This window comes from Streptomyces sp. Xyl84, assembly GCF_059731885.1.
In genome coordinates, this window is record NZ_AP029182.1 from 6,545,744 (window position 1) to 6,560,178 (window position 14,435).

General features: G+C 73.4%; 13 protein-coding genes. 7 read left to right on the forward strand and 6 right to left on the reverse strand.

The genetic code is table 11. From position 1 onward, the window contains the following. Positions 1–60: 60 nt before the first annotated feature. Positions 61–2,331 carry an alpha-xylosidase gene (yicI, locus tag AC6I72_RS28505; RefSeq protein WP_498003998.1) on the forward strand — a complete coding sequence of 757 codons (2,271 nt, stop codon included), beginning with the start codon at positions 61–63 and terminating at the stop codon, positions 2,329–2,331. Between the two features lie 77 nt (positions 2,332–2,408). On the opposite strand, the gene AC6I72_RS28510 is transcribed toward yicI, so the two are convergent. Beyond that, on the reverse strand, positions 2,409–2,900 hold the full coding sequence (locus AC6I72_RS28510) for a DUF1360 domain-containing protein (RefSeq protein ID WP_498003999.1): 492 nt from the start codon (positions 2,898–2,900) through the stop codon (positions 2,409–2,411). Positions 2,901–3,255: 355 nt separating this feature from the next. On the opposite strand from AC6I72_RS28510, the gene ctaD reads away from it, so the two are divergent. Further along, positions 3,256–4,989: an aa3-type cytochrome oxidase subunit I gene (ctaD, locus tag AC6I72_RS28515; protein WP_498004000.1), complete on the forward strand. Its 1,734-nt coding sequence runs from the start codon at positions 3,256–3,258 to the stop codon at positions 4,987–4,989. After that, on the forward strand, positions 4,986–5,492 hold the full coding sequence (gene ctaF, locus AC6I72_RS28520) for an aa3-type cytochrome oxidase subunit IV (RefSeq protein WP_498004001.1): 507 nt from the start codon (positions 4,986–4,988) through the stop codon (positions 5,490–5,492). Before ctaD ends, ctaF begins: the two co-directional genes overlap by 4 nt. Here the strand turns inward: ctaF and qcrB are convergent. From qcrB to AC6I72_RS28540, 4 genes are all read right to left on the reverse strand, one after another. Then, positions 5,444–7,066, reverse strand: a complete 1,623-nt coding sequence (gene qcrB, locus AC6I72_RS28525) for a cytochrome bc1 complex cytochrome b subunit (RefSeq protein WP_498004002.1) — start codon at positions 7,064–7,066, stop codon at positions 5,444–5,446. The two genes, ctaF and qcrB, sit on opposite strands and share 49 nt — an antisense overlap. A gap of 51 nt (positions 7,067–7,117) precedes the next feature. Continuing rightward, on the reverse strand, positions 7,118–7,471 hold the full coding sequence (locus AC6I72_RS28530; protein ID WP_498004003.1) for a DUF8129 domain-containing protein: 354 nt from the start codon (positions 7,469–7,471) through the stop codon (positions 7,118–7,120). A gap of 146 nt (positions 7,472–7,617) precedes the next feature. After that, positions 7,618–7,986 (reverse strand): DUF6479 family protein, encoded by a 369-nt coding sequence (locus AC6I72_RS28535; protein WP_498004004.1) that lies wholly within the window; start codon positions 7,984–7,986, stop codon positions 7,618–7,620. A 190-nt stretch (positions 7,987–8,176) separates the two neighbouring features. Next, positions 8,177–8,578, reverse strand: coding sequence for a ChaB family protein (locus tag AC6I72_RS28540; protein ID WP_498004005.1), 402 nt, complete (start codon positions 8,576–8,578; stop codon positions 8,177–8,179). 218 nt (positions 8,579–8,796) lie between these two features. Here AC6I72_RS28540 and AC6I72_RS28545 point away from each other — a divergent pair, with 218 nt between their 5' ends. From AC6I72_RS28545 to AC6I72_RS28560, 4 genes are all read left to right on the forward strand, one after another. Continuing rightward, a complete protein-coding gene (locus AC6I72_RS28545) occupies positions 8,797–9,189 on the forward strand; it encodes a four-helix bundle copper-binding protein (RefSeq protein WP_498004006.1) in 393 nt (130 codons plus the stop codon). Between the two features lie 257 nt (positions 9,190–9,446). Next, positions 9,447–10,328, forward strand: coding sequence for an oxygenase MpaB family protein (locus tag AC6I72_RS28550; protein ID WP_498004007.1), 882 nt, complete (start codon positions 9,447–9,449; stop codon positions 10,326–10,328). Between the two features lie 86 nt (positions 10,329–10,414). Next, positions 10,415–12,001, forward strand: coding sequence for a phytoene desaturase family protein (locus tag AC6I72_RS28555; protein ID WP_498004008.1), 1,587 nt, complete (start codon positions 10,415–10,417; stop codon positions 11,999–12,001). Between the two features lie 124 nt (positions 12,002–12,125). Continuing rightward, positions 12,126–12,317 (forward strand): DUF2795 domain-containing protein, encoded by a 192-nt coding sequence (locus AC6I72_RS28560; RefSeq protein WP_366727089.1) that lies wholly within the window; start codon positions 12,126–12,128, stop codon positions 12,315–12,317. Positions 12,318–12,596: 279 nt separating this feature from the next. Here AC6I72_RS28560 and AC6I72_RS28565 read toward each other — a convergent pair whose 3' ends face one another. Then, complete coding sequence (locus AC6I72_RS28565; RefSeq protein ID WP_498004009.1) at positions 12,597–14,393, reverse strand: serine hydrolase domain-containing protein; 1,797 nt, start codon at positions 14,391–14,393, stop codon at positions 12,597–12,599. Between the last annotated feature and the right edge of the window lie 42 nt (positions 14,394–14,435).

A 14,435-nucleotide genomic window follows, 5' to 3' on the forward strand; every position in this document is an offset into this window, starting at 1 on the left:
AAATGCCGGGCGACAGCCTGCGCAGCCCCGCCGAACAGTCCCGCTCCCCCGAGGAAGACCATGAAGTTCACCAACGGGTTCTGGCGCATCCGCGACGGCGTCCAGCTCGGGTACGCCACCGAGATCCGCGACGTACGTATCGAATCGAAGCGCTTCACCAGCTATGCCGCCGTGCAGCGGGTGACCCGCAGAGGGGACACCCTCAACGCCCCGCTCCTCACCGTCGACTGCTTCTCGCCCGCCGAGGGCGTCATCGGCGTCCGCGTCACCCACCACGCCGGCAAGCGGCACCCGGGCCCGGACTTCGACCTGGCGGCCGAGCCCGGCGGCGCCGGTGAGGTCCGCCGGGACGGCACCGTCACCGAACTGGTCAGCGGTCCGCTCACCCTGCGCCTGGACCGCGCGGCCCCGCACACCCTGACCTTCCACGGGGCGGGCGGGCGGGAGCTGACCCGGGCCGGCCGCAAGGGCACCGCCTTCGCCACCACCGACGACGGAGCGCACCACGTCCTCACCCAGCTCGCGCTCGGCGTCGGCGAGCAGATCTACGGCCTCGGCGAACGCTTCACCCCGTTCGTCAAGAACGGCCAGGTCGTCGACGTCTGGCAGGCCGACGGCGGCACCAGCAGCGAGCAGGCCTACAAGAACATCCCCTTCTACCTGTCCTCACGCGGCTACGGCGTCTTCGTCAACCACCCCGGCGCCGTCTCCTTCGAGGTCGGCTCGGAGTCCGTCGGACAGGTGCAGTTCAGCGTCGAGGACCAGACGCTGGAGTACTACGTCGTCGCGGGCCCCACCCCCAAGGACGTCCTCACCCGCTACACCGCCCTCACCGGCCGCCCGGCCCTGCCCCCCGCCTGGTCCTTCGGCCTGTGGCTGACCACCTCCTTCACCACGGACTACGACGAGAAGACGGTCATGTCCTTCGTCGACGGCATGGCCGAGCGCGGCATCCCGCTCTCCGTCTTCCACTTCGACTGCTTCTGGATGCGCGAGTACCAGTGGTGCGACTTCCAGTGGGACCCCGAGGTCTTCCCCGACCCGGAGGGCATGCTCGCCCGGCTGAAGGCCAAGGGCCTGAAGGTCAGCGCCTGGATCAACCCCTACATCGCGCAGAAGTCCCCGCTGTTCGACGAGGCCGCCGCGCTCGGACACCTGGTGCGCAGGCCGGACGGCGACGTGTGGCAGTGGGACCTGTGGCAGGCCGGCATGGGCCTGGTCGACTTCACCAGCCCCGACGCCCGCGCATGGTTCCAGGCGAAGCTGAAGCCACTGCTGGACCAGGGCGTGGACTGCTTCAAGACGGACTTCGGCGAACGCATCCCCACCGACGTCGTCTGGCACGACGGCTCCGACCCGGAGCGCATGCACAACTACTACACCCACCTGTACAACCGGACGGTCTTCGAACTCCTGGAGAAGGAGCGCGGGCAGGGCGAGGCCGTGGTCTTCGCCCGGTCCGCGACGGCGGGCGGCCAGCAGTACCCCGTGCACTGGGGCGGCGACTGCTGGTCGTCGTTCGAGGCCATGGCCGAGTCGCTCCGGGGCGGCCTGTCCCTGTCGCTGAGCGGGTTCGGCTTCTGGAGCCACGACATCGGGGGCTTCGAGGGAACGCCCGACCCGGCGGTCTTCAAGCGCTGGCTGGCCTTCGGCCTGCTCTCCTCCCACAGCCGCCTGCACGGTTCGTCGTCCTACCGCGTGCCGTGGGAGTTCGGCGAGGAGGCCGTCGAGGTCGCCCGGCGCTTCACCCTGCTCAAACACCGCCTCATGCCCTACCTGTACGGGGTGGCCGTCGAGGCCCACCGCACCGGCGTCCCGGTGATGCGGCCGATGGTCCTGGAGTTCCCGCACGACCCGGCCTGCCGTCCGATCGACCGCCAGTACATGCTCGGCCCCGACGTCCTGGTCGCCCCGGTGTGCAGCGAGGACGGAGAGGTGGAGGTGTACCTGCCCGAGGGCACCTGGACCCACCTCCTCAGCGGAGAGCGGGTCACCGGACCGGTGTGGCGCACCGAACGCCACGGCTACGACAGCCTGCCCCTCTACGTCCGCGAGGGCGTCGTCCTGCCCCTGGCCGCCGAGGACGAGCGGCCCGACGGTGACTGGCTGGCACACCTCACCCTGCTCGTCCACCCGTCGGACGCGGCCGACGGCGTCCGCCCGGTCCGCGTCCCCGACCTGAGCGGTGCCACTGCCGCCGAGTTCCGCGTCCGGCGCGAGGGCCGGCTGCTGCGGGTCACCGCCGAGGGCACCGACCGGCCCTTCACGGTGCGGGTCGCGGGCGGTGCCAGTGCCGAGGGCGCGGGCGAGGTGACCGTCCCGCTCGGATGACCGCGCGAGCGTCCCCGGGGGTCCTGCGCGGCCGGCGCCCTCGGCGCCGGCCGCGACAGCCCCTCGGGGCGCGCGGCTCAGCCCTCGGCCTCCTGCTCGGTGAGTGTCCAGGCGTACTGGAGCCAGTCCGCCGCCGTGACCGCACCCAGACCCGCGCAGAGCAGCCGGGTGGCCCGGGGCGCGCAGACGTAACCGCCGGTCAGGGCGCCGGCCACCCACACCGAGGTGCAGAACGGGCAGGCCACCAGGTCGCCGATCGCGCGCCGGACGCCACTGCCGCGCGGCTGGTCCATGACCTCACCCGCCGGCAGCTCTTCGCCGCGCCGGGTGAAGGGCGCCCGCAGGAAACTGGTGACCTTGTCCTTGGTCAGCAGCCGGGAGGCCTTGAACGTCGCCGCCCCCAGCAGGGCCACGTCCCACGGCGGCACCCGCTCGGGCAGCCGGACGCCCCGCCGGCGGGCCACCCCGGCGAAGAGCGCCGCGCCCGCCGTGAACGTCGCCGCGAGCGCGGCGTACCCGCCCAGGGGCACCTCGTCACGGTCGTCGTACGACTCCTGTGCGGCCGTCATGGAACACCCTCCTTCGCCGGTCCCGCCGGTCGCGGACCCCGACCCGGGTGCCCAGCGGCGCCCTGCGCCACACGTGCGCGGACGACGCCCGCCCCCCGCCCGCGCGGACGACGCCCGCCCCGGTCCCGGCCGTGCGCGGACGACGCCGCCCCCGGTCCCGCACGTGCAGGGACACGGCCGCCTCCGTCGTCGCCCGCCTCGGCCGTCCTCCCCGCGCCCCCCGCGCGTCGGCCGGCCGCACCCGGCCCGCCTCGCGCACCGCCGGCCGCCCCGGAACCTGCCCCGCGCACCGCCGGCCGGCCCCCGCCACCGCACGGGCGGCTTGGTTCCGGTCTTCCCGGGTACCCACGGCGCCATGGCGGTGGGCAGGACGACGACGCGAGGACCGCGCGGGGGAACCGGGGGACCGGGGGGAGCCGGGAGAGGAGCGAACCCGGCACTCGGACGGGCCCTGCTGCGCTGGGCCACCACGACCGATCACAAGGTGATCGGCAACCTGTACATGGCCACGGCCTTCTCGTTCTTCCTCTTCGGCGGGGTGCTCGCCCTGCTGATGCGGGCCGAACTCGCCCGGCCCGGACTCCAGTTGGTCAGCGCCGAGCAGTACAACCAGCTCTTCACCATCCACGGCACGGTGATGATGCTGCTGTTCGCGACCCCGATGTTCGCCGGGTTCACCAACGCGGTCATGCCGCTGCAGATCGGCGCGCCCGACGTCGCCTTCCCGCGGCTCAACGCGCTGTCCTACTGGCTGTACCTGTTCGGCGGGCTGACGGTGGTGTCCGGATTCCTGGTGCCCGGGGGAGCGGCCGGCTTCGGCTGGTTCGCCTACGCGCCGCTCAACAGCGCGATCCGCAGCCCCGGCGCGGGCGGCGACCTGTGGGTGATGGGGCTGGTGGTCACGGGCGTCTCCACGACGCTGGGCGCCGTCAACTTCATCACCACGATCCTGTGCCTGCGCGCCCCCGGCATGACCATGTTCCGGATGCCGATCTTCACCTGGAACGCGTTGTTCACCTCGATCCTCGTGCTGCCCGCCTTCCCCGTCCTCACCGCCGCCCTGCTCGCCCTGGAGGCCGACCGGAAGTTCCGCGCGCGGATCTTCGAGGCCGGCGACGGAGGCGCCCTGCTGTGGCAGCACCTGTTCTGGTTCTTCGGGCACCCCGAGGTGTACATCGTCGCCCTGCCGTTCTTCGGCATCGTCTCGGAGGTCATCCCGGTGTTCAGCCGGAAACCGATCTTCGGTTACGTCACCCTGGTCGGCGCGACCATCGCCATCACCATGCTCTCCGCGGTGGTGTGGGCCCATCACATGTTCGCCACCGGCGCGGTCCTGCTGCCCTTCTTCTCCCTGATGTCGTTCCTCATCGCGGTGCCCACCGGCGTGAAGTTCTTCAACTGGATCGGCACCATGCACAAGGGGTCGCTGTCCTTCGAGACGCCCATGCTGTGGTCGCTCGGCTTCATGGTGACCTTCCTGCTCGGCGGGATGAGCGGCGTGCTGATCGCGTCCCCGCCGCTCGACCTCCACCTCACCGACAGCTACTTCATCGTCGCCCACCTGCACTACGTGCTCTTCGGCACCGTGGTGTTCGCGATGTTCGCCGGGTTCTACTTCTGGTGGCCGAAGTTCACCGGCCGGTTCCTCGACGAACGGCTCGGGAAGATCCACTTCTGGACCCTCTTCACCGGCTTCCAGACCACGTTCCTGGTGCAGCACTGGCTCGGTGAGACCGGCATGCCCCGCCGCTACGCCGACTACCTGGCCGCCGACGGCTTCACCGCCCTCAACACCGTCAGCTCCATCGGCGCCTTCCTGCTCGGCCTGTCCACCCTGCCGTTCCTGTACAACGTCTGGAAATCGGCCAGGAGCGGGCGCCGGGCGGAGACCGACGACCCCTGGGGCTACGGCCGTTCGCTGGAGTGGGCGACCTCCTGCCCGCCCCCGCGCCACAACTTCACCGCGCTGCCCCGCATCCGCTCCGAGTCCCCGGCGTTCGACCTCCACCACCCGGACGTGGCCCGGGGCAACGGAACGACGAGCGGCGGGGGACCGGCCGGCCGCCCGACCCGAGAGGCGCCCCTGTGAAAACCGAGGCACGGCTCTTCACCGGCGTGGCGCTCTTCTTCGCCGTCACCGCCGCCGGTTACGGATGGTGGGCGGCGGAGCCCGCCGGCACCGCCGCCCTGGCCGTCACCTGCCTGACGGCCGCGCTCGTCGCCTTCTTCCTGCGCGTGCAGCACCGCAGGCGCGGCCCGCGTGCGCAGGACCGCCAGGACGCCGAGGTCGTCGACACGGCCGGGCCGCTGGCCTTCTTCTCCCCGCACAGCCCCTGGCCCGTCGTCGTCGCGCTCGGCGCCGTGCTGCTCGCCCTGGGCGTCGTCCTCGGCCTCTGGCTGGTCCTGATGGGTTGCGGGGTGCTCGTCTGCGGGGTGCTCGGAATGGTCTTCCAGCACGCAGGCCGCGACGACGAGCGCGGCGGGGCGGCCACCGGCCCGCAGAGCGCACCGCCCGGAGCGCAGGACGGCGCGCCTGCCGCCGCTCAGCGGCCCGGCCCGCGCCCCGCACCGGGCTCCGGCTCCTCCTCCTGAAGGCCTGGCCCCTCCCCACCGTCCTGGGAGTACCAGGAGTTGAGAGTGGCCCGCAGCCGCCCCACCCGGGACGCGTCCCCGCCGGCGTCCTCCGGTGACGTGAGGGGCCGGGGCACCCGCCGGGCCCGTACGGCATGCCGGGTCTCCTCGTCGACCGGCACGTGCCGCGCGGTGTAGCCGCCGCTCACCGTCTGCCGCACCTCGCCGGTCTCCTCGCCCCTCGCCAGCCGCTCCTCCTCGGCCTCCCGCAGGGCGAGGCAGAGCCGTTTGGTGACCATGAGGGACAGCGGCGGCAGCAGGACCAGACAGACGCGGAAGGTCCAGGTCAGCGCGTTCAGGGAGACCTTGAAGGTGTGGGCGAGGATGTCGTTGCCGCCCGCCGCGAGCAGCACCGCGTAGAAGCTCAGCCCGGCGACGCCGAGTCCGGTGCGTACGGGCCGGTCGCGGGGCCGGTCGGCCAGGTGGTGCTCCTGCCGGTCACCGGTGACCCATGCCTCGAAGAACGGGTACGCGTACAGGACGGCGAACAGGGCGAGCGGCAGGACGACGCCGGGCAGGAGGACGTTCCACATCACGGTGTGCCCGGCGACGGAGGTCTCCCACGGCGGTACCAGCCGCAGCGAGCCTTCCAGGAAACCGACGTACCAGTCGGGCTGGGACCCGCTCGACACCATGTCGGGGCGGTAAGGACCGTACTTCCAGACGGGGTTGACCTGTGCCACCCCGGCGAGCAGGGTCAGGACGCCGGACACGGTGCAGAGCAGTCCCAGCGAACTCGCCGTGAACTGCGGGAACAACGGCTTGCCCACCGCGTTCGCCTTGGTGCGGCCCCGGCCCGCCCACTGGGTGTGCTTCAGGTGGAACACCAGGATCAGGTGCGCGGTGACGAGGGCGAGCAGCAGGCCCGGGACGAGCAGGACGTGCAGCGAGTACAGCCGCGAGATCACCTCGTGCCCGGGGAACTGGCCGCCGAGGACGAGGAATCCGACGTACGTCCCGACGACCGGGACCGACAGCATGACGCCCTGCGCGATCCTCAGCCCCGTCCCCGACAGCAGGTCGTCCGGCAGCGAGTAGCCCGCGAAGCCCTCGGCGAGCGCCAGCAGGAACAGGGTCACACCGATCATCCAGTTGATCTCGCGGGGGCGGCGGAACGCGCCGGTGAAGAACACGCGCAGCATGTGCACGCCGATCGCGGCGACGAAGACCAGCGCGGCCCAGTGGTGCAGCTGCCGGATGAGCAGCCCGCCGCGCACGTCGAAGCTGATGTGCAGCGTCGACCGGTAGGCGGCCGACATGCGGATGCCGTCCAGCGGGGTGTAGGTGCCGTGGTAGACGACCTCGGTCATGTCCGGACGGAAGAACAGTGTCAGCCAGACGCCGGTCACGAGCAGCACCACGAAGCTGTACAGGGCGATCTCGCCCAGCAGGAACGACCAGTGCCCGGGGAAGGCCTTCCGCAGGAGGCCCCCCGCTTCGTACACGGGCGCCCGCCCGTCGAGGTGGTCGGTGGTCCGCTCGGCCGCGTCACGGAGCCCGGCCGCGGCCCGGGCCCTCCTCCTCCGCATCAGCACGGCGCACGGGTGCCCGTGCGCCGCTGCCGGAAACCAGGGGTGACGCCCCTTCTACGTGCGGTCGCCCTTCGGCTTGCCCCGCTGGTCCGGTGTGCCGTGCGGCGGCGGGCTGGACGGCTGCGGCGAGGTCGCCGGGGTCACCGGGGAGCCCGCGTGTCCCTCCCGTCGCTCGGGGCGCGGCGCGGAGGGGTCGCCCGGGGTGGGCCGGGCGCCCGACTGGAGTTGCCGCAGGCGGGCGGTGAGCACCTCGGTCGCCGGTGGCCGGTCGGCGTGGGTGCGTTCGTGGGCGAGCAGTTCCTCCACCGCCTCGGCGGGCAGGGAGCGCACCCTGCTCTCCAGGGAGCCGAGGGGCAACTGGTCGTAGTCGGGCAGGGGCAGGGCGCTGCGGCCGGTGTCGTCGGCCATGGATCTCACTTCCCTCGGGGCGAGGACCACGCGGAGCGGTCCCTCGGTGCGACGACCTCGCGCTCGCGGGTCGGGTCCCGGTGCGGCGGTCCCGCGAGCCGTGGCCGGGGCCCGGTGCGGACCCCGGCAGGGCCCGCCGGCGCGGGTCAGTGGCGACCGGAGCCGCCGCTGCCGAACGAGCCGCTGCTCCCCTCGTTCCAGCGGGGGCGCGTCCGCGTGGGGCTCGTCCGCGAAGCGGCGTTGCCGTGTGCCGGCAGACGGTGCGGCGTCAGCCGTTCGCCGTCCCGGGGCACCTCGTGGGGCTCACGGTTCTCCAGCACCTCGCCGACCGGGCCGGAGTCCGGCAGACGCGGCTGCTCCTCCGGGCGCGGCGGCGCGGGCTCGCGCCGGCGGATGCGCGCGCCCATCCAGAACGCGCCGATCAGCAGGGCCACCAGGACCAGCCCGGCGACGAACGGCCAGATGCCGATCGCGGCCCCGTCGGCCGCGGCGATGTCCAGCGATGCGTTGCTCATGGAGCGCGGGTACCCCTGGCCGCGCCGGCGAACCGGGGCGCTGTCCGCCGTGCCGGACGGGCCCGCTCCCGTGCGCGAAGCGAGGGCCGCGGCCCCGGACCGGTGTGCCACGGCACGCCGGGCCCTGTCGTCACATTCCCGGACGCCGCAGGCCCGCCCTCCGGGCGACGACGGGAAGTGACGGCAGGGCCTAGGAGCGCGCCTGACGGGTCCGGGAGCGGTTCGCCTTGCGGATCGCCGTCAGGAGTTCGTCCTTGGTCATGCGCGAGCGCCCCTCGATGTCCAGGCGCTTGGCCATGTCGTACAGGTGCTCCTTGGACGCGCTCTCGTCGACGCCCTCGCCGCTGCGCCCTCCGCTCCCGCGGGGCCGGGCCGACCGCGGGTCGGAGGGACCCTTGCGGCCGCCCTCCTTGCGCTCCCAGTGGTCGCCGACCTTCTCGTACATGTGCTTCAGCGCGCCGTACGCCACCCGGTGGGCCCGCTCGCCCTCGCCGTACGTCTCGACGGCGGAGTCGTGGGCCTTGATCCAGGTGCGCTGGGCGTCCTGGGAGGAGCGCTCCAGCGTCGACGGCAGCTCCTGTCGTCCGGGCACGGACATCCACCTCCGTGGTGCGGTCGCTCCCCGGTGTCCCGGGGCTTTCCGGATTCTTTTCTCACGTCCCGGTGCTCCGCGGGGTCATCCGGTGCTTTTCTCTGTTTTTCGGTCCTTTCCGGGGTGCCGCACGGGTGCCCCCGCCGGGCGGCCGGAAAACCGCTCAGGCCCGCCGTGGCACGGGGTTTGGCGGGTACGGCACCGGCTACTCGCGAGATGTGACCACGACGCATACGACATCATCGACGCCTTCGCAACAGGAACTCGTCCAGTTCCTGGAGGACCGTTTCGCGTGTGCGCAGGCGTGCACGGAGTGCGCGCGGGCCTGTGCGCTGCGCGCGAGCCTGGTGGATGTGGGCGGGGGTGAGGAGCAGGACCTCGTGCGGCGCAGGGGCATCATGTGCGCGGAGGTCTGCGACGCCACCTGCAGGGTGCTGTCCGAGCAGAACAGCCAGGACGAGGCCGGTATCCGCGCCCAGCTGGAGTGGTGCGTGACCGTCTGCCTGGAGACCGCCCACGTCTTCGACCGGCACCCGGGCGCGGAGCAGGCCGCGGACGCCTGCCGGACCTGCGCCAAGGCCTGCGGGGAGTTCACCGCGGTCCTGGACTGACCACGAGGCGGCCCTGCGGCACCACCGGCCCGGCACACCCGACGCGTGCCCGCGCCGCACGGCAGGACGCGTGCGTCCGAGCGGTCCGCGTCACGACGCACCATGCGGCCCGCGTCCCCCGCACGCCGTGCGCGCCTCATGGCATACCTCCCGGCACGGCCTGCGCGCCCCGTACGGCGTGCGGCCGACGCGCGGGGCGGTGCACAGCGCGCGGGCGCCCGTCGACGTGCCACGGCCTCCGCGTTAGCCTGCCGGACGTGGAGACCATACGCACGGCCGCGACCGTGCCCACGGACGACGGGGACGCGGGGCTCTTCGGGCCGGACTCGGTGACCTGGCAGGTGCACAGCGATCCGATGATGTGGGTCGCGGGCATCCGGGCGCTGTACCTCCAGGCGCTGCATCCCCGCGCCGTGCGCGCGGTGATGGAGAACTCCGACTTCCGGCGCGACGCCTGGGGCCGGCTGATGCGCACCGCGAACTTCGTCGGCACGACCACCTACGGGACGACGGACGCCGCGGAGAAGGCGGGCGCCCGGGTCCGCAGGATCCACCGCCTGCTGTCGGCCACCGACCCGGACACGGGCGAACGGTACGCCGTCGACGCCCCCGAACTGCTGCTGTGGGTGCACTGCGCGGAGATCGACTCCTACCTGGACGTGCTGTGGCGGTCCGGTTTCCCGCTCACCCGCGCACGCGCCGACCGCTACGTCGCCGAACACCGCGCGAGCGCCCGGCTGGTCGGCCTCGACCCGGACACGGTGCCCGCGAGCCGGTCGGAGCTGGCCGCCTACTTCGACTCCGTGCGGCCCCGGCTCGCCGCGGGCGCCGACGCCCGCGCGGTGGACGACTTCCTGCGCCGCCCGCCGGTGCCCCTCCCGCTCGTGCCGGCGCGCGAGCTGCTCTGGCGGCACGTGGCGCACCTGGCCTACGCCTGCCTGCCGCCGTACGCGCACGAACTGTACGGCCGGCCCGCCCCCGCGCCCGGCGTCGTCACCCGCCGGCTGCGAGCCACCGGCACGCTGCTGCGCTGCGTGCCCGCCCAGGTGCGCTGGCAACTGCCGCCCAAGCACATCCTGCGCGCCGTGGCACGGCTGGGTCCGGCGGCACGTCCCGCCCCGCGCAGAGCCGGTCCGTAGCCCGCCCGCCCGGCAGGCACCGGGCCGTCGGCACGCGCCCCCGCCGCGGCCCTGGCCGCCCGGACGTCCGCGTGCTACCAAGAGCCATGAGCGCACACGACGCACACGACGCACAGGGCGGCTACGACGTGGTGATCGTCGGCGGCGGGCACAACGGCCTGGTCGCCGCGGCCTACCTGGCCCGCGCCGGACGGTCGGTGCTGGTGCTCGAACGGCTGGACCGCACCGGCGGGGCGGCCGTCTCCACCCGCCCGTTCGCCGGGACGGACGCGCGGCTGTCCCGCTATTCCTACCTGGTCAGCCTGCTGCCCCGGAAGATCGTCCAGGAGCTGGGCCTGGACGTCGGGCTGCGCACCCGCGCCGTCTCGTCGTACACCCCCGCCGTGCGGGACGGCAGGCACACCGGACTGCTCGTGGGCGGCGGCCCCGAGCGCACCCGGGAGGCCTTCGCCCGGCTCACCGGATCCGACCGCGAGTGGCAGGCCTGGCAGCGCTTCTACGCCATGACCGGACGGGTCGCCCGGCGGGTCTTCCCCACGCTGACCGAACCGCTGCCCGGCCGTGCGGAACTGCGCCGCCGCGTCGACGACGAGGACGCCTGGCGCATGCTGTTCGAGGAGCCCGTCGGCGTCGCCGTGGAGGACTTCTTCGCCGACGACCTGGTCCGCGGAGTGGTCCTCACCGACGCCCTCATCGGCACCTTCGCCGACGCCCACGACCCGGCCCTGCCGCAGAACCGCTGCTTCCTCTACCACGTGATCGGCGGGGGCACCGGGGACTGGGACGTCCCGGTCGGCGGCATGGGCGCCCTGACCGACGCCCTCGCGGACGCGGCGCGCGCCGCGGGCGCCCGTCTCCTCACCGGGCACGAGGCCGTCCGGGTGGAGGCCGACGGGCGAACCGCCGAGGTCACCTACCGGACCGCGGACGGCGAGGGCACGGTGGGCGCCCGGCACGTGCTGGTGAACGCCTCTCCGCAGGCCCTGGCCGAGCTGACCGGCCAGGAGCCGCCCGAGCCCGCGGAGGGCGCCCAGCTGAAGGTGAACATGCTGCTCAGCAGGCTGCCCCGGCTGCGCGACACCTCCGTCGACCCGAGGGAGGCGTTCGCCGGCACCTTCCACATCGCCGAGGGCTACCGGGCCCTGGCCACGGCCCACGCGCAGGCCGCCGCCGGTGAGCTGCCCGCCGCGCCGCCCTCGGAGATCTACTGCCACTCCCTGACCGACCCCACCATCCTCGGTCCGGAACTGATCGAGCGGGGCTGCCACACGCTCACCCTGTTCGGCCTGCACACCCCGGCCCGGCTGTTCGCCCGGGACAACGACGCCGTACGGGAGGAGCTGCTGAAGTCGACGCTCGCCCAGCTCGACGCCCACCTCGCCGAACCGCTCGCCGACTGCCTGGCCACCGACGCCGAGGGCCGGCCGTGCATCGAGGCGAAGACGCCGCTGGACCTGGAACGGGACCTCGGCCTGCCCGGCGGCAACATCTTCCACCGGGCACTGAGCTGGCCGTACGCCCAGGAGGGCACCGGCCGCTGGGGTGTGGAGACCCGGCAGGCCAACGTGCTGCTGTGCGGCGCCGGCGCGGTGCGCGGGGGCGGGGTCAGCGGCGTGCCCGGGCACAACGCGGCCATGGCGGTGCTGGAGGGGACCCGGGCGCAGGACGGCTGAGGGCAACGTCGCGGCAGGGGGCGACCGAAGGCGATGCGTAGCAGGGCGGTTGAATGCCCCCGCCGTCCCGGGGCACCCCGACAGAGCGAGGCAAAACAGGACGAACCCCCCACCGGAGGCTCCCATGGCCGACCTCAGCCCGATCGACCTGCAGAAGGCCCTCAGCGGCGCGGACTATCCCACGGACAAGCAGCACCTGGTGGAACGCGCCCGGCAGAACAAGGCCAACGAGAAGATCGTCAGCCGGCTCGACGGCCTCAGCCAGGACCACTTCGACGGCCCCAACGAGGTGCAGAAGGCCGTCTTCAACGAGTGACGAGTGGCGAGTGACGGGTGACGGGTGACCGTCCGCGGACGCCCGTCGATCCGCGAACGCCCGTGCATCGGCCGTGGGCCTGCCGTGCCGTTCCGGAGGGCAGGCCCACGGCATGTACGCCACGGCATGTACGGGGTTCCATCAGACGTCCGGTTGCCCGGTCGAGTCTGATCGTCCGGACGTGCCCGCTCGGCCGTGCCCGGTCGTCGGGCCGTGCCCGGTCGTTCCTTGCCGGTCCGCCGGTCCGCCGGTCCGCCGGTCCGCCGGTCCGCCGGTCGCTCAGTCCGCGGAAGCGGTCCATCCCTGCGCCGTCACGCGGGACGCGTCCGCCGGGCGGACCTCGTCGAACAGGACGTGCCGGTGCGACTCGACGCGCTGGCCGTCGACGTACGCGCCGCGCCCCACGTAGAGGCGGTCGGTCGTGTACCGCCAGCGCACCACCAGCTGCCGGGCCGCCGGCAGGTCGGCCGCGACCCGGTGCCAGACGCGCCCGGAGAAGCCGGTGGCGGTGCCCGCCGGGTGCTGCTGCGGCTGCTCGCCCCGTCGGGTCGCCGTGTACGGCACCGGCTGCCAGGACGTTCCCCCGTCGGCGGAGGACTCCAGGGTGAGGACGTCCGACTGCGGCTCGGTGTCCCACCACAGGGAGCAGCGCAGCCGTGCGCCGCCCGCGGAGGTGTCGAGCGCGGGCAGCGCGAGGGTCGCGGTGGTGCTGCTCGCCATCCCGGAGAACCAGGCGGTACGGCCCTGCTCGGGGCGGACCGCGACGGCCCGCGCCAGGTTGTTCCCCGCCGCGACCCGGGGGGCCGAGCCGGAACGCCAGGTACGCACCGGGTGCACGGAGTTGCCGAGGACCACGAGGAAGGAGTCGGTCGTCGGGTCCAGGACCAGCGACGTCCCGGTGAAGCCGGTGTGGCCCGCGGTGCTCGGGGTGGCCATCGCGCCCATGTACCAGTGCTGGTACAGCTCGAAGCCGAGGCCGTGCTCGTCGCCGGGGAAGGCGGTGTTGAAGTCGGTGAACATCAGCTCCACCGACTCCGGGCGGAGGATGCGCGCGTGCCCGTAGGCGCCGCCGTTGAGCAGGGTCCGGCCCAGCACCGCCAGGTCCCAGGCGCTGGAGAACACGCCCGCGTGCCCGGCCACCCCGCCCAGGCTGAACGCGTTCTCGTCGTGCACCTCGCCCCACACCAGGCCCCGGTCCAGGGCCGACCAGGGTCTGCGGGCGTCCTCGGTGGCGGCGATCCGCGGCTTCCAGGAGGCCGGCGGGTTGTACCGGGTGCTGCGCAGCCCGAGCGGTCCGGTGACCTCCTGGGCCAGCAGTACGTCCAGGGTGCGGCCGGTGATCCGCTCCAGGACCAGCTGGAGCGAGATCATGTTCAGGTCGGAGTACAGGTACACGGTGCCGGGCGGGTTCAGCGGCGCCTCGTCCCAGATCATCTCCAGCTTCTGCTCGTACGCCGGCGCGTCGTACAGCGGCAGGTCGGGCCGGAAGCCGGAGGTGTGCGTGAGCAGTTGACGGATCGTCACGTCCTGTTTGCCCGCCCGGCCGAACTCCGGGAGGCAGGAGGCGACCTTGCCCTCCAGCTCCAGCGCGCCCCGCTCGATCTGCTGCACGGCCAGGACCGAGGTGAACAGCTTGGAGAGGGAGGCCAGGTCGAAGACCGTGTCCCGGGTCATCGGGTGCTGCTCGTCCGGCGGGAACTCCACACCGGTGTCGGTCTTCTCGTCGTACGACGCGTAGCGCACCGCCATGCCGATCGGCTCGTGCAGCGCCACGGTGCCGCCGCGGCCGGCGAGCAGGACGGCGCCCGCGTACCACGGGTGTTTGGGGGAGGAGCCGAGGAACGTCTCGGCGTCGGTGACGAGCCGGCGCAGCGGGCCGGGGAGCAGACCGGCGTCATGCGCGGTGCCGTGCCGCAGGGTCCTGGGGGCGGCGGGGCGCCGGGGGCCGTCGGACGCGGCGGCCGGCGCCACCGGGAGGGCGCCGATGCCCAGTGCGCCGCCCAGGAGCAGGGAGACCCGGCCCAGTTGGCGGCGGGTGATCCCGCGTCCGTCCCTGTCTGCCCTGCCGTCGGTCATCGTGAGGCCTCCCGCCGCGCCGTCTGAAAGTATCTTTCGTAC